We start from the raw sequence: 21,353 nt of genomic DNA on the forward strand, positions 1-21,353 counted from the left end.
ATGGAGCACGAGCGTTTTCATCGAGCCGTCTACGTCATCTCGGTTGCCGCCGAGTTGGCCGGTGTGCACCCCCAGACGCTCCGCATCTACGAACGCAAAGGACTGGTCGATCCGGCCCGCACCGGTGGTGGCAGCCGTCGCTACAGCGACGCCGACATCGCGTTGCTCCAGCGCATCCAGGAGCTCACCAACGACGGGCTCAACCTGGCCGGCGTGAAGCGGGTGCTCGACCTCGAGCTCCGGGTCGCCGAGCTCGAAGCCGAACTTGCGCAGCGCGAGTCGGCCGCATCAGCCGCCGTCGACCAGGTCCACCGTCAGTACCGGCGGGACCTCGTACCGGTGCCGCCGCGAAGCGTCACCCTCTACCGGCGCGAACGTCGCGGCTGATCGACCCGGTGCCCGCAGTTCAGCCGGCAGCACCGCCGAGTCGGGTCAACGCCTCGCGCACGGCGGTGAGCGCGGACTGCTCGTCGAGACCGAGTTGACGGATGACGACCGCGAAACGGTCGCCGGCCTCCCGCAGGGCGGCAGTCGCGTTGGCGTCGCTCACCTGGGGCGGGGCGCGGACGAACGTGCCCGCCCGGCCACGGGTCTCGATCAGGCCGTCGGACTCGAGCAGCTGGAACGCTCGTTCGACCGTGCCCTTGGCCAACCCCAGGTCGGCGGCGAGCTGGCGAATGGTGGGGAGCTGGACGCCGGTGGTGAGCGCGCCGGACGCAATCATGCGCTCGATCTGACTTCGAATCTGCTCGTACACCGGAACGGGCGTCGCCGGGTCGACGTGGAGGATCACGCGATGGACCTCGCCGCGATGAGCACCATCACGAACACGGCGATGCCGGCGAACGCCATCGCGCCCGCACGCGCCGCCGAGGGCTGAAGGCCCTCGCGGCGGGCAGTTCTCGTCAAGCCGAACGAGCGGTTGCGCCGCCACCAGACGAAGGCAACGAGGAGAGTGGCGATCACGAACCAGCCGATGATCGGCTCCACGTTGCTGATGATCCGGAGCTGCCACGTCAACACCAGCAGCTCGAGGGTCACGATCGGACGCCCCAGGCCGACGGACGCCGCCATTCGCCGGATGTCATCGTCGGCCTCGGCGACCACAGGGGAGAGCGCGGGTCGGGGTCGCAGAGCGATCCGTCGCACCGCCCAGCGGCGGAGAAGTGCCAAGGCGACTCCTGCGGCAGCCAGGAGGGTGACTGCGAGCAGGTTCGCGCCGACTGCTGCGGCGAGCACGAGCGCGCCGACCATCCCGAACGCGACGAACTCTTCGCGCCGCAGGGCGATCTTGTCGTCGTAGTCGACGGGGTTGCGAACCTCGAGTGAGGCGATTCGCGGAGCCCGTGGTCGGCGGAACCGGAACGTCTCGGCCGCGATCGAGCCGATGACCGAACCTGCGAGCGCGATCGTCGCGACGAGGGTGAAGTCCAGGTGCCAGCTGCCTTCCTCGCCCAGGTCGGCGGCGACGGTGGCCGCGAAGATCGCCACGACCCAACCGACGACGGCGCCGCTGAGGCGAAAGCGACGTGACCGCTCGAAGAAGCGTTCGTAGAGCTCGCGTTCGGGACCGTCGGAAGCGAGGGCGCCGAGGTGTTCGATCGAGACCGACGATCCGCGTACGGTGGCCGCGGTCAGCCCGATGATCGCGATCAGTGAGAGTGCGACGATCGACATTCTTGCCTCGTTGGAGAACTGATTCGGTGAAATTCTGGGTCGTCGTCGCCGCCGCCGCCGCCGCCGTCGTGGCCGCCGGATGGGTGTGGTCGCTCGGCATCGCCAACCCCGAGATCTCCTCGAACGCGGCGACCTATGGTGGCGACGGTCCGGTGCACATGGGCTTCCAGATCACTTCGGATTCGTCGACGACGATCGAGATCACCGAAGGATTCGGCGTACCGTCCGGCCTTCGTCTACTCGGCTACACGACGGGTCCGTTCGACATCGACGCCCCGCCCGATTCGTTCCGCAGCGACATCTTCCCCCGTCGTCTGGAAGCCGGCGACATGGTCGAACTCACCGCCTTCTACGAAGTCGACGACTGCTCCAGGTTGCCGTTGGGCGACGACGGGGTCGAGGTGACGGTGGCAATCGCCGACGGACCCTTCTCCCGGTTCGAACATCGACGCCAGGTCAGCAACGACATCTTCGTCAGCTACGGGCCAGGCCGCGGCAGTTGGCCGGCGACGATTGCGCAGTTCGTCTGCGACGCCGACTCGGGGTCGATCGACGAGTAGCCGGCGCGGAGGCCGGGAGTTTGTGGAGGGCGGACGACGGGTAGAGCCGTCGGAACTCGCACGTGGCCGGAACATCGGACGACGTCGGCGGGTTTGGGCTTCGGTACCACCTCTCTGAAGGAAGAACGGCATGTCTGTGCACTCCTGGCTCCATCTCGGACCGATCCGCGACCGCGAGTGGGAGGCAGCCGCATGCGGACACCAGTGAAGACGGCGGTCACCACGCCTCTCTCGGTTCGCTATCAGGCCATCCGAGACCAGACCGAGGTGCTTGCCTCGCTGCTGAGCCCCGAAGACCAGGTCGTGCAGTCGATGCCCGATGTCAGCCCGACCAAGTGGCACCGGGCCCACATCACGTGGTTCTTCGAGAACTTCCTCCTCCTTCCGAGCGGCCACGAGCCGGTGGAGGAGTACTACGGGTACCTCTTCAACTCGTACTACGAGGCGGTCGGCGATCGCCAGCCTCGCCCTCAGCGGGGCCTCGTCACCCGGCCGACCAATGACGAGGTCGGCGAGTACCGGCGATGCGTCGATGCGTCGATGCAGGACCTGATCGCGAGTGACGCCGGGTGTGATCCCGACGTCGTCGCACTGATCGAGCTGGGTCTGCACCACGAGCAACAACATCAGGAACTGCTCCTGACCGACATCAAGCACGTGTTGTCGTGCAATCCGTTCCGACCCGCGTACGACCCGCGACCGGTGCCGGCTCCGGCGGCGCCCCCCGATCAGGGCTGGGTCGAGCACCCGGGCGGTATCGTGCCGATCGGTCATCGGGGCGAGGGGTTCCACTACGACAACGAGGGACCGCGTCACGACGCGCTCGTGCACCCCCATCGTTTGGCCGACCGGCTCGTCACCAATGGGGAGTGGCTCGAGTTCATGGCCGATGGCGGATATCGCGACCCCGGCCATTGGCTGTCGTCGGGCTGGCACACCGTCAACGCCGAGGGCTGGGAGTCGCCGCTCTACTGGCAGCGCTCCGACGACGGCTGGGCCGTGCACACGCTCACCGGGGTGCGGCCGATCGACCCCAGCGAGCCGGTCGCCCACGTGAGCTACTTCGAGGCCGATGCGTTCGCTCGCTGGGCCGGCGCGCGACTGCCGACCGAGTTCGAGTGGGAGGCCCACGCGGCGGGCGTCGCACCGGAAGGCAACTTCCTCCCGGACGACGAACTCCATCCCGTGCGGGCATCGGGCGATGGCGTGCGCCAACTCTTCGGCGACCTGTGGGAGTGGACGTCGAGCGCGTATGCGCCCTACCCCGGCTTCGTGCCGGCGCCGGGTGCGGTGGGCGAGTACAACGGCAAGTTCATGGTCGACCAGCAGGTCCTGCGCGGTGGTTGTTGCGTGACGCCCGGAGGCCACCTGCGGGCGACTTATCGCAACTTCTTCCCCACGCACTCACGCTGGGTTTTCAGTGGTGTCCGGCTGGCATCCGACGGAGGTGCCCGATGAATCCTCTGAACGACGTGGCAATCGCGCCGATCGTCGACGTGCATCTCGGACCGGACGATCTCGCGCTGGCCCTGCGCCGTGACGTCGGGGCCGGCTTGACCCGACAGCCGAAGGAGCTGCCACCCAAGTGGCTCTACGACGAGCGGGGCAGTGACCTGTTCGACCAGATCACCCGATTGGACGAGTACTACCCGACCGAGGCCGAGCGCGAGATCCTGCTTCGCCATGCCGAGGTGATCATCGAGCGGGCCGAGGCGCACACGATCGTCGAGCTCGGTGCCGGCACCTCCGACAAGACGACCGCACTCCTCGATGCCGGACGCGCCCACGGGAGCCTCGTCCGTTTCGTTCCCTTCGATGTGAGCGAGGAGTTCCTGCGGGCCACGGCCACGAACCTGGCCGAGGCCTATCCCGGTCTGCGCGTGCACGGCGTGGTCGGCGACTTCGATCGCCACCTCTCTCGGATCCCGCAGAGCGAGGATCGGCGGATGGTCGTATTGCTGGGTGGGACGATCGGCAATTTCGCGCCGTCGAAGCGAAGAGCGTTCCTGGAGGCGATCGTCGCGGGCATGAGGCCCGGCGACCGCTTCCTGTTGGGCACCGACCTCGTGAAGGAGCCGGCGCGGCTCGAGCTGGCCTACGACGACCCACAGGGCATCACCGCGGCGTTCACGAAGAACGTCCTGTCCGTGATCAATCGCGAACTCGAGGCGAACTTCGACCTCGACCAGTTCGACCACGAGGCGACCTGGGACGACGACGAGGAGTGGATGGATCTCGGCGTGCGGAGTCGTGTCGACCAGCGGGTGCGGGTCGCCGCGCTCGATCTCGACGTCGACTTCGCGGCCGGCGAGTACATGCGCACCGAGGTGTCGGCGAAGTTCCATCTGGCCGGTCTCGCAACCGAGTTGGCGGAGGTCGGGCTGACGGTCGAGCAGTTCTTCACCGACGAGGCCGGTGACTTCGCGGTGAGTCTCTCGGTGGTGCACTGATCCCCGACGAGATGACTCGGAGTAGGTTTTTTCCGTGAACAACATCTTGGCAGCGGTGGCGACGGGCGATGGCGGGGGTTCGGGCTCGCTCACGTTGCTCGTCGTGTTCGTCGCGGTGGCGATCGGCGTGTCGTTCCTCTGCTCGATCATGGAAGCCGTCCTCCTGAGCGTGACCCCGGCCTACGTCGGCGCTCTCGAGATCGAACATCCGGCCGCGGCTCGGCGCCTCCGTGAGCTCAAGGACGATGTCGATCGGCCCCTCGCCGCGATCCTCACCCTGAACACCGTGGCGCACACGATCGGTGCCGCCGGCGCCGGCGCCGAGGCCGCCGCGTACTTCGGCAACTCCGCGATCGGCATCTTCTCCGCCGTGCTCACGCTGGCGATCCTCGTGCTCAGTGAGATCATCCCCAAGACCTTGGGCGCGGTCTACTGGCGAGGGCTCGCGCCCCTGGTGAGTCGGACGCTGAAGCCGTTGATCTACCTGCTCTACCCGCTCGTGCTCATGTCGCAGTGGTTCGCGAAGTTGCTCACGCGGGGCGAGAAGAAGGGCGACGTCAGTCGCGAGGAATTGGCGGCGCTCGCCGACATCGGTGCCGAGGAGGGTGTCTTCAACAATCGGGAGGCGCGGCTCTTCAAGAGCCTGTTGCAGTTCGAGAGTCTGCGCGTGTCCGACGTGATGACCCCGCGAACGGTCGTGGTGGCGTTCCCCGAGACCGCGACGGTGCAGGAACTCGTCGACGCCAAGCGTTCCTTCTCCCGGTACCCGGTCTTCTCGCAGAACCACGATGACATCTCGGGCTACGTGCTGTTGAGCGACGCACTGACGCAGATGGCCGAGGATGCCAAGAACACCCCGTTGGCGGCCCTCCGAAGGGATCTCATCGTCGTGCCGGAGGATCAACCCCTGCTCGAGGTCTTCGAGGCGCTCGTCGAGGGCCGCGAGCACATTGCCAGGGTGATCGACGAGTACGGGGGCACGGCCGGTATCGCCACGATGGAGGACGTGATCGAGACGTTGCTCGGGCTCGAGATCACCGACGAGACCGACACGGACGAGGACATGCAGGTCCTGGCCCGGGATCAGTGGCGCGTCCGCGCATCGAGACTCGGTCTGGTCGACGACGCGGAACGTGATGCCACCATCAGATTGGGCCTCACCGGCGGCGAACCACCCGCTGCGGGGGAATAGAACCGACCTCGCCAAAGTTGAGTCTATTGCACTCAGGTTTTCTGAGATACGCCTGTCACCCACCTGGAGGTCCCCCACATGGCGCTCGATCCGAATCGCTGGACGCTCAAGACCACCGAGGCATTCTCGGCGGCCACCGAAGCCGCCCGGGCCTCGTCGCATCCCGAGGTCGTTCCTGCGCACCTCCTCACCGCCCTGCTCGGCCAGCAGGAAGGCATCGTGCTGCCACTTCTCCACAAGGTGGGTGTCGACGTCCCGGCAGCTCGCAACAGTGCGGCCGACGCCCTCGCCACCCTGCCCCACGCCTACGGCTCCGACCCCCAGCTCTCGAAGGAGCTGCGCGAGGTGCTCGAGCAGGCCGACGTCGTGCGGGTCGACCTCACCGACGAGTACCTCTCCACCGAACACCTCCTGCTCGCGCTGAGCAACTCGATCGGTGTCGATCGCGAGCAGCTGCTCTTGGCGTTGCGCGAGGTGCGTGGCAGCCATCGGGTGACGAGCCAGACCCCGGAGAACGAGTACCAGGCCCTCGAACGCTTCGGGCGCGACCTGACCGAGGCGGCCCGTCTCGGCGAGCTCGACCCCGTGATCGGGCGTGACGACGAGATCCGGCGGGTCATCCGCGTGCTGTCACGGCGGACCAAGAACAATCCGGTGCTCATCGGCGAACCCGGGGTGGGCAAGACGGCCATCGTCGAGGGTCTCGCCAACCGCATCGTCGAGGGCGACATCCCCGAGTCGTTGAAGAACAAGCGTCTGATCAGCCTCGACATCTCCTCGATGGTCGCCGGGGCCAAGTACCGCGGCGAGTTCGAGGAGCGACTCCAGTCGGTGCTCAAGGAGATCGAGGACGCCGACGGCGAGATCATCACGTTCGTCGACGAGATGCACACCGTCGTCGGCGCCGGCGGCGCTGAGGGTGCGATGGACGCCGGCAACATGCTCAAGCCGATGCTCGCGCGGGGCAAGCTCCGTATGGTCGGCGCCACCACGCTCGACGAGTATCGCAAGTACGTCGAGAAGGACCCGGCGCTCGAGCGCCGGTTCCAACAGGTCATGGTCGAGCCGCCGTCGGTCGATGCCGCGATCGCCATCCTGCGCGGGCTCAAGGAGCGTTACGAGGTGCACCACGGCGTCCGCATCCAGGACTCCGCCCTGGTGGCCGCGGCCGTGCTGAGCGATCGTTATCTCACCGGCCGGTTCCTGCCCGACAAGGCCATCGACCTGATCGACGAGGCGAGCGCATCGTTGCGCATCGAGATCGACTCGGTGCCGACCGAGATCGACGTGGTCGAGCGGCGCATCCGTCAGCTCGAGATCGAGCGTGTCGCCCTGGCGAAGGAGACCGACGCGGCGTCGGCCGAACGGCTCGAGGACCTCGATCGCGAACACGCGGACCTGAGCGAGTCGTTGGCCGGCCTCACCGCCACCTGGCAGGCCGAGAAGGACGCCATCTCCGCGTTGCGCGATCTCAACGAGGAGCTCGACGTCGTGCGGGGCGAGGTCGAGCGCGAGAGCGACCTCGAGAAGGCCGCCGAGCTGCGCTACGGCCGCATTCCCGAACTCGAGCGCCGCTTCGAGGCCGCTCGGGAGGAACTCGACAAGATCCAGGCCGAGTCCTCGATGCTCAAGGAAGAGGTCGACGAGGAGGACATCGCCCAGGTCGTCAGCCGCTGGACCGGGGTGCCCGTCTCTCGCCTTCTGGAGGGAGAGGTGCAGAAGCTCGTGCGGCTCGAAGACCATCTGCACCTGCGGGTGGTGGGCCAGGACGACGCCGTGTCGGTGGTCGCGAACGCGATCCGACGCTCGCGGGCCGGCCTCGCCGACCCCAACCGACCGATCGGCAGCTTCCTGTTCCTCGGCCCCACCGGTGTCGGCAAGACCGAGCTGGCCCGTTCGCTGGCGGAGTTCCTGTTCGACGACGAGCGGGCGATGGTGCGCATCGACATGTCCGAATACATGGAGAAGCACTCGGTGAGTCGACTGATCGGTGCCCCGCCCGGCTATGTCGGCTACGACGAGGGCGGGCAGCTCACCGAGACGGTACGGCGGCGGCCCTACTCCGTCGTGCTGCTCGACGAGGTCGAGAAGGCCCACGGCGACGTGTTCAACGTGCTGCTGCAGCTGCTCGACGACGGTCGTCTCACCGACGGACAGGGCCGTACCGTCGACTTCTCCAACGTGGTGCTGATCATGACGTCGAATCTGCCGGGCAATCCGGAGGACTTCTTCCGTCCCGAGTTCGTCAACCGCATCGACGACATCGTGCGGTTCCGTTCGCTCACCGAGGAGGACCTCGTCGAGATCGTCGACATCCAGCTCGCCGGGCTCTCCGGGCGGCTGTCGACCCGTCGCCTCACGCTCGACGTGACCGACGACGCCAAGCAACTGTTGGCGGTCGAGGGATTCGACCCGGCGTTCGGTGCCCGGCCGCTCAAGCGGCTCATCCAGCGAGCGATCGGTGACCCGCTCGCCATCGCCATTCTCGAGGGAACCTACGAGGAAGGCGACCTCGTCACCGTCGACGTCGACGGGCCGGCCGACGATCGCGAACTCAGCCTGCGCTGAACCTGCACCTCACCTGACCTTTCCGCCCTTGACCGTGCTGCCCACCGGGGAGGTGGGCGGAGCATCACCCTCCGTGGGCCTGGGGACAACTACGTTCCGTAATGGAGTACGGGAGAGTGATGTGAGACCACGACAGTTGTGGAAACTGCTGTCCGGTGTCGCCTTGCTCGTCACCGGTTTCGTGTTCGGCGCCTCGGCGCCGGCGGGGGCCACGACGGGAGGGTGCACCGGCGACATCGTCGTCGCGCTCGACGTCGCGGTCTGGTCGCGCTCCGGCCACGACACCTATGGCTTCACTCTCCGTGACCCGCTGCCGGCCGGTGAGTGGCGTGTGGGCGCCGCGTCGTCCGACGCCTACGTCGGTCGCGGCGCGAGCGACCAGACACACGAACAGTGGCTGCTCGACATCACCGACCATGTCGTGCTCGGCCCGACCACCGATCTTCGCGACGGGGTCGACGCCGCGAGCGTCACCGACGACCTCGGCACGTTCGTCTCGTCGAGCGGCGTCACCCACTTCACGGTGCGTCACTCGGCGCCGAGCACACCGTCGGGCACGAACTCGGTCACCGCCGACTGCGTGTCGTTCACGCGTGTCGCCCCGACCCCCACGACGACCACGGTGCCGTCCACGACGGTGCCGTCCACGACGGTGCCGACCACGACGGTGCCGACCACGACGGTGCCGACCACGACGGTGCCGACCACGACGGTGCCGACGACCACGGTGCCGACCACGACGGTGCCGTCCACGACGGTGCCCGCGTTGGGTCCGGTGCCCGGTGCCACCCCGACCGTGCCTCCACCGTCGACGACGGTGCTCGGGCCGGCGGCGTTGCGCGCCTCCGCGGTGGTCGACTGCGCGGCCGACAGTGTCCACGTACTCCTCGGCAACCAGGGTGACCTCGGTGCCACGGTCGACGTCGCGCTGCCGATGGCGGCGATCGAGGCGGGCCTCCGCATCGACGGGGGCGCCCTCACCACCACCACGCTCGACATCGGCGACCTCGAAGGCCCCACCGAGGTGCACGTCTCCGACTCGACATCGGGCGCGACCTATCTGCTCACCCCGGTCGACATCGACTGTGACGATCCCGCGCGGCCCACCGCAGCCACGGTGCTCGACTGTGCCGCCGACGTACTCGTGGTCGTCCTGGGCAACGACGCCGGCGACCCGGCGAGGCTCACCGTCTTCCACGAGCGCGTGGCGATGGTGGCACAACGCGAGGTGGCGGTCGGCGACGTCCTCCAGATCGAGGTGCCGCTCGACGGCGCGTCGAGCGTGCCGATACGCGTGGTCGACGACGACGGCACCGATGTCATGCGGGTCGAGGTCGACAACGTCTGTGCCCCGCCGGCCGAGGCCGATCCGGATGCCGGCAGCGATTCCGCCGACACCGGTGGTGCCGGTACGAACGGCGACATCGACTGTGCGACCTCGGCACGCTCGGCCCCGCCTTGCGCGGAGGTACGGGTCATGGTCTCGCCGGATTGCCCCGCGTCGCTCGCCGATGTGTCGATCCGCAGAGACGGCATCGGGCGCGAGCGCTTCGTGGTGCTGGTCGACGGTGCGGTGGCCGGAGTTGTCGCCATCGACGGGTCCGGTGAACGCACCATCCCGGTGTCCCTCGGCTCGGCCGATGCCGAGCTCACCGTTTCACGCTCGATGGTGGTCGAACCGATCGTCATCGGCACGCTCAGATGCGGGTCGAACGACGGGCGGGCCGGTCCGGTTGCCGCCGCGCTCGTGGTCTTCGCCGTGCTGTCCACGGCGGCCGGCGTGGCGCCCTGGCCGGTCAAGCTCACCTGGCCCTGACCGGCGGCGACGGGAACATTCCCCGGATCGCCGCCAATGATGGTGCAAGCGGCCTATTGTTACGACACTCCAGGCGCTCGTAGCCTGGCATCACGGGGAGGCAGTGACCCGTCGGACTGCATTGGTCGCTTTGTCCGGCGGTGAGCCAGAGCGAAACCGGCCCCTGTCCAGGCAATTCTCCTCTGAGAGGTCGGTTTCCATGTCCACCCGTTTGAAGCTCTTCACCTCGCTGGCCGTCATCGCCGCCATGCTCGTGGTGCCGACGACGATCAGTTCGGCGCAGGACTCCGGCGTTCCGACCTGCTCGGGGGCCGAGCAGGTCATCGCGTTCCCCAATGTCGGCTTCAACGCCGGAGCAGCCGCGACGATCGTGGCCGGCAACAGCGGATACGACCGCTCCAAGACCGTCAGCGCCGCAATCCCCGCGGGAGAGTACGCAGTGATCGCCGCCAGTCTCGACTGGTACACCGGCCGATCCGGTACCGCTCTCCAGGCGTTCGAACAGTACGTGCTCGAGTTCATCGATGCCGACGGCGACATCATCGCAACCACCGGTCTGACCGCCGACCTCGAGGACTTCGTCGAGCAAGCGAGCTGGACCGGTTCCGTTGGCACGGTCGTCCTCGACCGCGATGCGGTGGCGGTGACGGCAAGCCACGCCTATCAGAACGACGCCGCGGTCAAGGCGATCGGTGAGGCCCAGTCGGTCCAGCCGTCCTGCTTCGGTGTCACGAACCTGAACCCGACCACGACGACGAGCAGCACGACGTCCACGACCACCACGGTCGTCGACCCGCCGAGCAGCAGCTCCACGACGGTGGCACCGACGACCACGGTGATCGAGCCCCCGTCCAGCAGCTCCACGACCGTGGCGCCCACCACCACTTCCGGGGGTGGCGGGATCGCATCCACAACCACCACCACGGTGGCCACGGAGGTCCTACCCGAAGTGCAGGAGATGCCCGACCCCACACCGGTCGCCGCGAACCCCAGCTTCACCGGCTGACCCAAGGGTGGCCGGGGGCGAACCGGTTGCCGAGAGAACGCACCCTGGACAGCACGGGGCGGGGCGCAGGCCCCGCCTCTTGCGCGTCATGCGGGCGCGTGCCTCAGCAGAGACTGCGTTCCCGGACATCATCGGCGGGCGTGGCGGCTACTCTTTCCCGGTAACGCAATTCCCGAGAGGAGAGCGCCGTGCCCGCGACCGTTGTCGTCGGTACTCAGTGGGGTGACGAGGGGAAGGGGAAGTTCACCGACCTCGTCGCCAAAGAGATGGAGATGGTCGTCCGCTACCAGGGTGGCCATAACGCCGGCCACACCCTCGTGGTCGAAGGTGAGACCTTCGCTCTCCAACTCGTACCGAGTGGAATCCTCTACGACCACATCACGCCGGTGATCGGCAATGGGGTGGTCGTCGACCCGCGCGTGCTCCTGAAGGAGATGGACACGCTCGAGGCGAAGGGCGTGAACTGCAGCGCCCTCAAGGTCTCGGGCAACGCCCACCTGATCATGCCGTATCACCAGGAGCTCGATGCGCTGCACGAGCGGCACCTCGGCGACGGCAAGCTCGGCACCACCAAGCGCGGCATCGGCCCGGCCTATGCCGACAAGGCCATGCGGGTCGGGCTCCGGGTGCAGGACCTCCAGGATCCGAAGATCTTCCGGCAGAAGCTCGAGGTGGTACTCGGCCACACAAACCAGGTGTTGACCAAGGTCTTCAACCGGCTGCCCGTCGACCTCGACGAGATCGCAACCGAGTACCTCGAGGTCTGTGCGCCTCGCGTCATCCCGCACATCGCCGACACCATCTCGCTCGTGCACAACGCGCTCGATGCCGGCCAGGGCGTCCTCCTGGAAGGCGCGCAGGCGACCTTCCTCGATCTCGACCACGGCACCTATCCGTTCGTCACCTCGTCCAATCCGGTGGCGGGTGGGGCCTGCACCGGCGCCGGTGTCGGCCCGCGCGACATCGGGCGGATCATCGGCATCGCGAAGGCCTATGTCACTCGTGTGGGGTCGGGTCCGTTCCCGACCGAGCTCACCGATGAGATCGGCGATCACCTGGTCGACGTCGGCCACGAGTACGGCACGAACACCGGGCGACGGCGTCGGCCGGGCTGGTTCGACGCCGTGATGATGCGCCACGCAGTGCGGATCAACTCGTTGTCCGAGGTCGCCCTCACCAAGCTCGACGTTCTCGACGCGCTGGCGTCACTGAAGGTCTGTGTCGCCTACGACATCGACGGTGTCCGCCACGATCAGATGCCGTACCACCAGAGCGCCCTCCACGCGGCCACGCCGATCTACGAAGAACTCCCGGGCTGGGAAACCGACATCAGCAAGATCACCAACCCGTCGGCGCTGCCCGAGAACGCGGCCGACTACATCGCGTTCCTCGAGAGCCAGATCGACGTGCCGATCCGACTCGTCGGTGTCGGCCCGGGTCGGGAACAGTTTCTCGACCGGGCGGCGTGAGCCGCGGGCGCGAGGAAGGTCAGCCGAACGGCTGGCTCCAATCGATCGGAGGAGCGACACCGTCGGCGGGCTGTTCTCCGGCGTCACTCCCGCCCGGTACCCCACCGGGCGATGCCGCGGTGGACGGCGAATTGTTGTCGAAGGAATTGTTGTCGAAGGAATTGTTGTCGAGGGCACCGTTGTCGAACGGGTCGTTGTTGAACACGTCGTTGAGTTCGGCGGCGATGGCGGCTCCGTCGCTGGCCACCGGCGTCGGCACCGGTACGCGTTCGAGATCCTCGTCGGTGGGTGCCAGCGGGTCGTTCAGTATCGGGTCGCCCTCACCGGCGGCCCCGGCGGTTGTCCGCTTGCGTCGTTCGTCCCAGGCCTTGACCCGGCGGCGAACGTCACGCTTCGCCATCTCGGGGCGCGCGCCCTGGTGGCGCACGCCGCCGGCGACCATCGCGCATTCCTTGCAGAGCGGGCGCCTGGCGCCGAAGGGATACACCAGACAGAGTTCGCAGTACTCGAAGCCACAACGACGACAGAGGTTCTCAGCCGTCTCGAAGCTGTGGTCCTGGCAGAGGCCGGTGAGTTCGGCAGTCACGAAGCAGTCTCCTTGCAGTCTCCTAGTCCCGTCGGCACATACCCACGACTTCTTGATGAGTCGAACGACCAGTGAAAGGGTCGCACTGTGACGGTCATGTCCAACCTCCTGTCCGAGCGCTATGCCAGCGAGGCGATGAACGAGATCTGGTCGCCCGAACGAAAGATCGTGCAGGAGCGCCGGCTCTGGCTCGCCGTGCTGCGAGCGCAGGCCGAGCTCGGCGTCGAGGTTCCTGCCGGCGTGATCGACGACTACGAGGCGGTGATCGATGACGTCGACCTGGACTCCATCGCTCGCCGCGAGGCGGTCACCCGCCACGACGTGAAGGCGCGGATCGAGGAGTTCTGTGCCCTTGCCGGGCACGAACACATTCATCGGGGGATGACCTCGCGAGACCTCACCGAGAACGTCGAGCAGCTGCAGGTGCGCGAGGCACTCACCCTCGTACGCGACCGTCTCGTCGCCGTGCTCGCGCGGGTCGGCGGCCTCGCGGCGTCGCACGCCGATCGGGTGATGGTCGCCCGCACCCACAACGTGTCGGCCCAGGCCACCACACTCGGAAAGCGTTTCGCCGATGTCGCCGAGGAGTTGATGATCGGCCTCGAGCGGGTCGAGGAGTTGCTGGCCCGCTATCCCCTCAGGGGGATCAAGGGGCCGGTGGGCACGCGGCTCGATCAGCTCGACCTGCTCGGCGACCCGGCCAAGGTCGATGCGCTCGAGGCGGCCGTCGCCCGGCATCTCGGGTTCGCCCGGGTGCTCGACAGTGTCGGTCAGGTCTACCCGAGGTCGCTCGACCTCGACGTGGTGTCGGCCCTCGTGCAGGCGGTGTCGGCGCCGTCCAGCGCGACCACCACGCTGCGCCTCATGGCCGGACAGGAGTTGGCGACCGAGGGGTTCCGCCCCGGACAGGTCGGCTCCACCGCCATGCCCCACAAGATGAACGCGCGCAGCGCCGAGCGGGTCGGCGCGCTGCGCACCGTGCTCGACGGGTATCTCACGATGGCCGCGGGGCTGGCCGGTCGGCAGTGGAACGAGGGCGACGTGAGCTGCAGTGCGGTGCGACGGATCATGTTGCCCGACGCCTTCCTCGCCACCGACGGACTCCTTCAGACCGCGCTCGTGGTCTTCGAGGAACTCGGTGTCTTTCCCGCGGTGATCGAAGCCGAGCTGGCCCGCGACCTGCCGTTCCTCGCGACCACGAGGGTGTTGACGGCGGCCGTGGACCGCGGGCTCGGCCGCGAGGTCGCCCACGAACTGGTGAAGGAACACGCCGTGGCGGCCGCCCTCGATCGACGCGAGATGTCCGGCGCGCCCGGGCTGATCGATCGGCTGGCCGGCGACGCGAGGCTCCCGCTCGATCGCGCCGACATCGAGGCGCTTCTCGCCGACCCCACCGCGTTCACGGGCACCGCCGTCGATCAGGTGCGGCGCATCGTCGACCGGGTCGACGCCGTCGTGGCCCGACACCCCGAGGCGGCCGCGGCCGTCTCCGAGGTGAGGGTCTAGAAAGCGATGGGCGGGTTCAGCCCGCTCGGCTGATGCCGGCGCGTTTCAGGATCGCGGCCGGAACGCCCACCTCGCGCCAGGCGGCGTAGCTGATGCCCTTGCGTTCGCCGTAGCCCTTGGCCGCGTCGACGAAACCGTCCTCGAGCGCGGACAGGTCGACGGTGGTCTCGGCTGAAGCGATCGCTTCGGTGAGGTCGAGCCGTTCCTGCACAAGTTGGAGTCGGGTCATGGGGTCGGCCTCGTCGAGGCTCGCCTCGATCTTGGCCAGACGGGCGCGCATCGATTCGGGGGTGCGCTTGCGGCCACGCTTCGGGCGGTGCGCCTCGAGCGCTTCGAGATAGCCGCGTACGGCACGCCCCTGGGCGCGTCCTTCGGCCAAAGCCGCCTTGTGGGACTCGGTCATTTCCTTGCGGGGGGCCATCAAATGTCCTTCGCTTTCCTTGGAGTTCATCGCCGAATGAGACGCCACCACGCCCTCGAACATATCGTCGAGAAGCACACGAGTCTCGTCGCGGATTGGGTCAATTGGCGATGTCTCCATTTCGCCGAGTGTCCGATCAGAGGACCATTTCCGCCGGGCTAGCATCGGCGCCATGGTCTCCGCTGCGTTGCTCGCCCACCTGAAGGAACACTCCGTTCGAGAGGGCGACTTCACCCTCAAGTCCGGTCAGAAGAGCCGCTGGTTCATCGACTCGAAACAGACCGCGTGTCGGCCCGACGGCGTCATCGCCATCACCGATGCGGCGCTCGACGTCATTCCCGCCGAGGCGACGGCGATCGGTGGACTCACCATGGGCGCCGATCCGGTGGCATTCGGCATCGCGGCGGTTGCGGCCACCCGCGGCCGCGACCTGCGGTCCTTCTCGATCCGCAAGGAGGCGAAGGGCCACGGGGTCACCGGCCGCCTGGCCGGAGCGCTGCTCGAGGGCGACAAGGTGGTCATCACCGAGGACACGGTCACCCGGGGGATCTCGCCGCTCGAGGCGGTGACGGCGGTCCGCGAGCTCGGGGCCGAGCCGATCCTCATCATGGCGATCGTCGACCGGGGCGGTACCTGCGCGGCGATGGCCGCCGAGGTGGGTGTCCCCTTCACCGCTCTGGTCACGGCCCCGGACCTCGGCTTCGACTACGGCGACTGACCTCGGCGCGGATAGCGTTCGCCCCGTGCCAAATGCCCCCACCGCTGCTTACTCGATCACCCTCAAGATCTCTCTCGACAATGTGCCCGGCACGATGGGCAAGTTCGCCACGGCGATCGGCGAGGCGGGTGGCAACATCGCCGCCATCCCCGGTTTCGAGGCCAAGGGACCCACGGTCGTGCGGGCGATCGACGTCCACTGCCGGTCCGAGGAACACGCCGAGCAGATCGCGACCGCCGTCGACGCCCTCGACGGCGTCACCGTGCTCGAGTGGTGGGACCGCACCTACAAGCTCCACGAGGGCGGCAAGATCGAGGTCCTCCCGCTGTGTTCGGTCGGCGATGCCGACGATCTGGCCATGGCGTACACACCCGGTGTGGCCCGCGTGTGCATGAGCATCCACGACGATCCGGCGCTTGCCCACGAATACACGATCAAGAAGAACACGGTGGCCATCGTGAGTGACGGCAGTGCCGTGCTCGGGCTCGGCAACATCGGTGCTGCTGCGGCCATGCCGGTCATGGAGGGCAAGGCCCTGCTGTTCAAGGAATTCGGCGGCGTCGACGGGTTTCCGATCTGCCTCGACACCCAGGACATCGAGGAGATCATCGAGACGGTGATCCGGCTGGCGCCCACGTTCGGCGGCATCAACCTCGAGGACATCGCGGCGCCGGCCTGCTTCGAGATCGAGGAGCGCCTCAAGAAGGCGCTCGACATTCCGGTCTTCCACGACGACCAGCACGGCACGGCCGTGGTCGCGTTGGCCGCCCTGAACAACTCGCTGAAGCTCGTCGACAAGAAGATGGGCGACATCACCGTCGTCATCTCGGGCATGGGTGCCGCAGGGGTCGCCTGCGGCAAGATCCTGCTCGACGCCGGTGTGGGCGACGTCATCGGTGCCGACCGCCTCGGTGCCGTTCACGAGGGCCGCGACGGACTCAACGACGCCAAGCGCTGGTTCGCCGAGAACACGAACAAGGACCGCCGCGCCGGCACCCTCCAGGAGGTCCTGGTCGGAGCCGACGTCTTCATGGGCGTGAGCGCGCCGAACCTGATCGACGCGTCCGACATCCGCAAGATGGCCAAGGATCCCATCGTGTTCGCGATGGCGAACCCCGATCCCGAGATCCGCCCCGAAGAGGCCGATGGTCTGGCCGCGGTGATGGCCACCGGTCGGTCCGACTTCCCGAACCAGATCAACAACGTGCTCGCATTCCCCGGCATCTTCCGGGGTGCGCTCGATGCCAACGCCCACAGCGTCACCGAGCGCATGAAGGTGGCCGCGGCATCGGCAATCGCCGATTGTGTCGGCGAGGACCAGCTCAACCCGCAGTTCGTCGTGCCATCGGTCTTCGATCGTTCCGTGGCGCCGGCAGTGGCATCCGCCGTCGCCGACGCGGCGGTGGCCGACGGGGTGATCCGCGCCTGATCAGGCTGTCCCCAGCCGAGTTGGGACAATAGGGTCTGACCCCGATGTCCCAACTTGCGTATCCCCGGCTGTTGTCACCGATCTCGATCGGTTCGATGGAGGTGCGCAATCGCATCGTGATGGCCCCGATGGGCGTCGAGATCGTCGACTCCGACGGGCGGGCGAACGAGGGCATCGTTCGCTACTACGAGGAACGAGCGCGAGGCGGCGCCGGTCTGATCATCACCGAAGTGGCGGCCATCGCGTATCCGAGCGGTGCCAACTCCGTGCACCAGATCGGGATGTCGCAGGACTCGTTCATTCCGGCGCTGCGCGAGCTCACTTCCCGAGTGCAGTCCCACGGGGCCAAGATGGCGGTGCAGCTCGTGCATCACGGGAAGGTGTCCCGAGTCGACACGATGAAGGGGAATGACGTTCTGGTGCCGTCGATCCCCGAGTGGCACGGATCGCTGAGCATGATCCAGGACCTGACCGCCGGGGAGATGGGTCTGATGGCCGCGGCCAACGGTGGCGGCGCCCCGCACTACAAGGCGATGACGCTCGACGACATCGCCGACGTCACCGAGGCCTTCGCCGCAGCCGCGCGTCGGGCCGAGGAGGCCGGTTTCGATGGCGTCGAGATCCACGGCGCCCACGGCTATCTCCTGTCCGGGTTCCTGTCGAAGCAGTGGAACCGGCGCGACGACGACTACGGCGGCAGCATCGAGAACCGCTCGCGGTTCCTCTGCGAAGTGATCCGGGCCGTCAAGGAGCGGGTGGGCGCCGACTATCCCGTGTGGTGCCGGCTCGACGCGCTCGAGTACCAGACGCCCGACGGCATCGTGTTCGAGGACACCGAGGTCACCGCTCGCCTCGCGGTCGAAGCCGGCGCCGACGCGATCCACCTGAGCGCCTACGGCGACATGACCTCGGCCTCGGCCTTCACCGAGGGCACGCTGCCGCACCGCGAGGCCAAGCATGCGGCGCTTTCCGGTCGGCTGAAGAAGGCGGTCGCCGTTCCGGTGATCGGGGTGGGTCGGATCAGGCCGCACACGGGCGAAGAGATGATCGCCCACGGCAAGGCCGACCTGATCGCCATGGGTCGGCAGATGCTGGCGGATCCCGAGACGGCCAGGAAGCTGACCGAGGGTCGTGAGGACGACATCCGTCCCTGCATCAATTGCTACACGTGCGTGGCCCAGCCGTTCTTCGACCAGCGGGTCAGGTGTGCGGTCAACCCGGTCCTGGCCAACGAGGTCGAGCTCGGCGAGGTCGAACGGACGAAGGCGACCACGTCGAAGCGCGTCGTGGTGATCGGCGGTGGCCCGGCCGGCATGGAAGCAGCCCGGATCGCGAGCTCGCGGGGTCACGAGGTCACGCTGTTCGAGGCGTCGGACCATCTCGGTGGCGCGTTGCGGTTCGCCGCGCTGGTGTACGAACCCAACCTGCGGCTCCTGCGCTGGCTCACCCGCCAGATGGAGGTCGCCGACATCGACGTGCGGCTCGGCACCCCGGCCGACATCGACACCGTGCGAGCGCTCGACCCCGACGAGTTGATCATCGCCACCGGCGCAGCCCGCGAACAGTCGAGGTTGCCGGGCGCCGAGCGACGCCTGGTCGTCGACGGCGATGACCTGCGGGCGATGCTGACCGGAACGGGCGATGTGGGCGCCGCCGTGGCCAAGCTGCCCCTGGTCGGTCGGGTGGCCGCCACCGTCGGTCGTCGCGTCGGACTGCTCGATGACCCCGGCCGACTCGCCAAGCTGACCGAGCACTACATGCCGATCGGTAAGCGGGTGGCGATCGTGGGTGGCGGACTCGTCGGCATCGAGCTCGCGGAGTTCCTGGTCGCGCGCGACCGCACGGTCACCGTGATCGAGGAAGGCGAGGTGCTCGCCACGGAGATGGCCCATCCCCGGCGCTGGCGGGTGCTCACCGACCTCCGCCACGACGGCGCGAGCCTGGTGACCGGCGCCACCGTGGAGGGCATCGACGACGGTGCCGTGCGCTATGTCGTCGGCGACGATCCCGTGGTGTCGGTGCCTGTCGACTCGGTGGTGATCGCCACCGGGTTGGTGGCGGACGAAGGCGTCGCTGATCGGTTCCGCGCCGCCGGCTTCGTCCCCACGGTGATCGGGGACTGCAAGGGCGTCGGCTATCTCGAGGGCGCGATGCGCGAAGGATTCCACGCCGGTCTCGCCGTCGGCTGAGCCTCCCACGTCGGCAGGTGTGCGAGTATTCGTCGATGGGTGTGCTCTTCGACGTCCTCTGTCGCGCGGCTGATGCATCGACGGAGAAGAACTGGGACGAGTTCGCGGCCTGCTACCACGAAGACGTGGACGCGTGGGCGCCGACGTACACGGTCCACGGCCGCGGTGAGCTGCTGCGCACGATCAGGCAGCAGAATGACCCGGTCGACGGGATCCGACTCGACATGAAGCTTGTCGTGGAGGCGGAGTCGACGGTGGTCGCCGAATGGGTCTGGTCGATTCCTCACCCGTCGGGGGAGGGGCGAGCCTCCAACCACGGGCTCAGCTACTACGTGTTCGACGACGGAGTGATCCGAACGGTCCGACAGTACTTCGACACGGCCAGCTTTCTCGCTGAACTCGCGTAGCTGTCGGCGGCGCAAAACATCACCGACCCGGCGCTGCCGGTGACGACAATGCCGGGTCGTTGTGGTGGTGGTCGGGCGGGGCGTCGATCCCCGGACCTACCGCTTTTCAGGCGGTCGCTCTGCCGACTGAGCTACCCGACCCCACAAACGGCCACCCCTGAGGGTGGCCGTGTGGCGGTCCTGACGGGATTTGAACCCGCGGCCTCCACCTTGACAGGGTGGCGATCACTCCAAACTGATCTACAGGACCCCCCGCCCGGCGAACCGGGCGAAGATTCCACACCGCAGCACGAGGCCACCGTGTGGAGAGTCAAAAGGTACGGCAGGAACCCCGCGATCACAACCCGGTATGTCGCTTGTACGTCGGCCTTCTTCGCCCGTAGGTTCGCCGACGATGACCGAGTCCCTTCCGTCGTGGTCGATCCACGCGGTGAATCTTGCCGAGCACGCCGACAACCCGGTCCACACCCACGCCGGGGGTGTCGCCGCCGGCTATCCGGGTGCCGTCGTCGCGGGCACCACGATCTACGGCTATCTCACCCGCCCCGCAGTGCAGGCCTGGGGGCTCGATTGGATCGGCGGCGGCTCCGGTGAGGTGCGATTCAGGGCCCCGGTGGTCGCCGACGAGCTGGTCGAGATCGGTGCCGCCGCGCACGAGTCCGGCTGGGAGATCGAGGCCCGCACCTCGTCGGGCCGCTGCGCAACCCTGGTCGTCGGTCGTGGGGGCGAGTTGCCGTCGGAAGCCGTCGGTGAACGACTCGACCCGCTGGTCGTCGAACTCACCGATCGATGGACGGGCTACGCGACCCGGTCCGGTGAGGATCTCGGGCTCTGTACCGACCTCGACATCGTGCATCCCGTCGTGTGGCCGGCGCTGGCCAACCGTGTGTTCTCGACCCAGTTGGTGGATGGGCCGTGGGTCCACACCCGATCGAGGATCCGCCATCTCGGGACCGCAACACCGGGCGACACTGCCGTGGTCGAAGCCTGGTTGGTCGGACGCCTCGACAGCCGGGCCGGGGAGAGGGCGGTGGTCGACGTGCGGATCAGCATCGACCATCGGCCGGTGGCCGCGATCGAACACGAGGCGATCGTGCGGCTTGCCCCCAGAACCGCCGCATAGCGCATCCAGAAGAGCCCGAGCCCGGACCCTGCCCCGAGTGGGCGTGGTCCGGGCTCGTGGGGCCGGTGTACCCCGTACGGGATTCGAACCCGTGTTACCGGCGTGAAAGGCCAGCGTCCTAGGCCACTGGACGAACGGGGCCCCGATCGGCAGGACCGATCAAGCGACAAGGATACGGGGTCGGCGCGAGACCGACACGAAAATCTGTGCGGGTCCGCAGCACGGCAGCGAAACCG

At 67.8% G+C, this 21,353-nt stretch carries 19 protein-coding genes and 3 tRNA genes; 15 read left to right on the top strand and 7 right to left on the bottom strand.

Features of this window, described 5'->3' with window-relative positions:
• Entirely contained in the window at positions 1–387 is a 387-nt protein-coding gene (locus RIB98_17295; protein ID MEQ8842740.1) for a helix-turn-helix transcriptional regulator, read from the top strand.
• Positions 388–406: 19 nt separating this feature from the next.
• Here the strand turns inward: RIB98_17295 and RIB98_17300 are convergent, their stop codons facing one another.
• A complete protein-coding gene (locus RIB98_17300; protein MEQ8842741.1) occupies positions 407–793 on the bottom strand; it encodes a GntR family transcriptional regulator in 387 nt (128 codons plus the stop codon).
• A complete protein-coding gene (locus RIB98_17305) occupies positions 790–1,677 on the bottom strand; it encodes a hypothetical protein (GenBank protein MEQ8842742.1) in 888 nt (295 codons plus the stop codon). Before RIB98_17305 ends, RIB98_17300 begins: the two co-directional genes overlap by 4 nt.
• Before the next feature lie 26 nt (positions 1,678–1,703).
• Between RIB98_17305 and RIB98_17310 the strand changes: the two genes are divergently transcribed.
• From RIB98_17310 to RIB98_17345, 8 genes are all read left to right on the top strand, one after another.
• Positions 1,704–2,237 carry a hypothetical protein gene (locus tag RIB98_17310; protein MEQ8842743.1) on the top strand — a complete coding sequence of 178 codons (534 nt, stop codon included), beginning with the start codon at positions 1,704–1,706 and terminating at the stop codon, positions 2,235–2,237.
• A gap of 192 nt (positions 2,238–2,429) precedes the next feature.
• Positions 2,430–3,695, top strand: a complete 1,266-nt coding sequence (gene egtB, locus RIB98_17315) for an ergothioneine biosynthesis protein EgtB (GenBank protein MEQ8842744.1) — start codon at positions 2,430–2,432, stop codon at positions 3,693–3,695.
• Complete coding sequence (egtD, locus tag RIB98_17320; protein MEQ8842745.1) at positions 3,692–4,687, top strand: L-histidine N(alpha)-methyltransferase; 996 nt, start codon at positions 3,692–3,694, stop codon at positions 4,685–4,687. The genes egtB and egtD overlap by 4 nt, the downstream gene beginning before the upstream one ends.
• A 34-nt stretch (positions 4,688–4,721) precedes the next feature.
• Positions 4,722–5,879: a hemolysin family protein gene (locus tag RIB98_17325; GenBank protein MEQ8842746.1), complete on the top strand. Its 1,158-nt coding sequence runs from the start codon at positions 4,722–4,724 to the stop codon at positions 5,877–5,879.
• Between the two features lie 78 nt (positions 5,880–5,957).
• Positions 5,958–8,447, top strand: coding sequence for an AAA family ATPase (locus RIB98_17330; protein MEQ8842747.1), 2,490 nt, complete (start codon positions 5,958–5,960; stop codon positions 8,445–8,447).
• A gap of 121 nt (positions 8,448–8,568) precedes the next feature.
• Positions 8,569–10,263 carry a hypothetical protein gene (locus tag RIB98_17335; GenBank protein MEQ8842748.1) on the top strand — a complete coding sequence of 565 codons (1,695 nt, stop codon included), beginning with the start codon at positions 8,569–8,571 and terminating at the stop codon, positions 10,261–10,263.
• Between the two features lie 199 nt (positions 10,264–10,462).
• Entirely contained in the window at positions 10,463–11,269 is an 807-nt protein-coding gene (locus RIB98_17340; protein MEQ8842749.1) for a hypothetical protein, read from the top strand.
• 188 nt (positions 11,270–11,457) lie between these two features.
• Complete coding sequence (locus RIB98_17345) at positions 11,458–12,738, top strand: adenylosuccinate synthase (protein MEQ8842750.1); 1,281 nt, start codon at positions 11,458–11,460, stop codon at positions 12,736–12,738.
• Positions 12,739–12,757: 19 nt separating this feature from the next.
• Here RIB98_17345 and RIB98_17350 read toward each other — a convergent pair whose 3' ends face one another.
• Positions 12,758–13,324: a hypothetical protein gene (locus RIB98_17350; GenBank protein ID MEQ8842751.1), complete on the bottom strand. Its 567-nt coding sequence runs from the start codon at positions 13,322–13,324 to the stop codon at positions 12,758–12,760.
• Positions 13,325–13,420: 96 nt separating this feature from the next.
• Here RIB98_17350 and purB point away from each other — a divergent pair, with 96 nt between their 5' ends.
• Entirely contained in the window at positions 13,421–14,830 is a 1,410-nt protein-coding gene (gene purB / locus RIB98_17355) for an adenylosuccinate lyase (protein MEQ8842752.1), read from the top strand.
• 16 nt (positions 14,831–14,846) lie between these two features.
• On the opposite strand, the gene RIB98_17360 is transcribed toward purB, so the two are convergent.
• On the bottom strand, positions 14,847–15,371 hold the full coding sequence (locus RIB98_17360; protein ID MEQ8842753.1) for a hypothetical protein: 525 nt from the start codon (positions 15,369–15,371) through the stop codon (positions 14,847–14,849).
• A gap of 52 nt (positions 15,372–15,423) precedes the next feature.
• Between RIB98_17360 and pyrE the strand changes: the two genes are divergently transcribed.
• From pyrE to RIB98_17380, 4 genes are read left to right on the top strand one after another with little or no spacing between them, the layout of a single operon-like run.
• The gene (pyrE, locus tag RIB98_17365) at positions 15,424–15,969 is read left to right on the top strand and encodes an orotate phosphoribosyltransferase (GenBank protein ID MEQ8842754.1); all 546 of its coding nucleotides are present in this window, start codon (positions 15,424–15,426) and stop codon (positions 15,967–15,969) included.
• A 25-nt stretch (positions 15,970–15,994) separates the two neighbouring features.
• Complete coding sequence (locus RIB98_17370) at positions 15,995–17,398, top strand: NAD-dependent malic enzyme (GenBank protein ID MEQ8842755.1); 1,404 nt, start codon at positions 15,995–15,997, stop codon at positions 17,396–17,398.
• A gap of 44 nt (positions 17,399–17,442) precedes the next feature.
• The gene (locus tag RIB98_17375; GenBank protein ID MEQ8842756.1) at positions 17,443–19,587 is read left to right on the top strand and encodes an FAD-dependent oxidoreductase; all 2,145 of its coding nucleotides are present in this window, start codon (positions 17,443–17,445) and stop codon (positions 19,585–19,587) included.
• Between the two features lie 35 nt (positions 19,588–19,622).
• Positions 19,623–19,994, top strand: a complete 372-nt coding sequence (locus RIB98_17380; protein MEQ8842757.1) for a nuclear transport factor 2 family protein — start codon at positions 19,623–19,625, stop codon at positions 19,992–19,994.
• Positions 19,995–20,059: 65 nt separating this feature from the next.
• Here RIB98_17380 and RIB98_17385 read toward each other — a convergent pair.
• Both RIB98_17385 and RIB98_17390 read right to left on the bottom strand, forming a co-directional pair.
• Positions 20,060–20,135, bottom strand: a tRNA-Phe gene (locus RIB98_17385).
• Between the two features lie 31 nt (positions 20,136–20,166).
• Positions 20,167–20,244, bottom strand: a tRNA-Asp gene (locus RIB98_17390).
• Between the two features lie 144 nt (positions 20,245–20,388).
• Here RIB98_17390 and RIB98_17395 point away from each other — a divergent pair.
• Positions 20,389–21,117: a hypothetical protein gene (locus tag RIB98_17395; GenBank protein MEQ8842758.1), complete on the top strand. Its 729-nt coding sequence runs from the start codon at positions 20,389–20,391 to the stop codon at positions 21,115–21,117.
• A gap of 68 nt (positions 21,118–21,185) precedes the next feature.
• Here the strand turns inward: RIB98_17395 and RIB98_17400 are convergent.
• Positions 21,186–21,258 (bottom strand) — tRNA-Glu (locus RIB98_17400).
• Positions 21,259–21,353 lie beyond the last annotated feature (95 nt).

The organism is Acidimicrobiales bacterium, assembly GCA_040219515.1.
Lineage (GTDB): Bacteria > Actinomycetota > Acidimicrobiia > Acidimicrobiales > Aldehydirespiratoraceae > JAJRXC01.

Coding starts and splice junctions, on each gene's coding strand:
- RIB98_17305 (MEQ8842742.1), bottom strand. CDS start 1,677: ATGTCGATCGTCGCACTCTCACTGATCGCGATCATCGGGCTGACCGCG.
- RIB98_17395 (MEQ8842758.1), top strand. CDS start 20,389: ATGACCGAGTCCCTTCCGTCGTGGTCGATCCACGCGGTGAATCTTGCC.
- RIB98_17295 (MEQ8842740.1), top strand. CDS start 1: ATGGAGCACGAGCGTTTTCATCGAGCCGTCTACGTCATCTCGGTTGCC.
- egtD (MEQ8842745.1), top strand. CDS start 3,692: ATGAATCCTCTGAACGACGTGGCAATCGCGCCGATCGTCGACGTGCAT.
- egtB (MEQ8842744.1), top strand. CDS start 2,430: ATGCGGACACCAGTGAAGACGGCGGTCACCACGCCTCTCTCGGTTCGC.
- RIB98_17380 (MEQ8842757.1), top strand. CDS start 19,623: ATGGGTGTGCTCTTCGACGTCCTCTGTCGCGCGGCTGATGCATCGACG.
- RIB98_17330 (MEQ8842747.1), top strand. CDS start 5,958: ATGGCGCTCGATCCGAATCGCTGGACGCTCAAGACCACCGAGGCATTC.
- purB (MEQ8842752.1), top strand. CDS start 13,421: ATGTCCAACCTCCTGTCCGAGCGCTATGCCAGCGAGGCGATGAACGAG.
- pyrE (MEQ8842754.1), top strand. CDS start 15,424: ATGGTCTCCGCTGCGTTGCTCGCCCACCTGAAGGAACACTCCGTTCGA.
- RIB98_17340 (MEQ8842749.1), top strand. CDS start 10,463: ATGTCCACCCGTTTGAAGCTCTTCACCTCGCTGGCCGTCATCGCCGCC.
- RIB98_17360 (MEQ8842753.1), bottom strand. CDS start 15,371: ATGGAGACATCGCCAATTGACCCAATCCGCGACGAGACTCGTGTGCTT.
- RIB98_17375 (MEQ8842756.1), top strand. CDS start 17,443: ATGTCCCAACTTGCGTATCCCCGGCTGTTGTCACCGATCTCGATCGGT.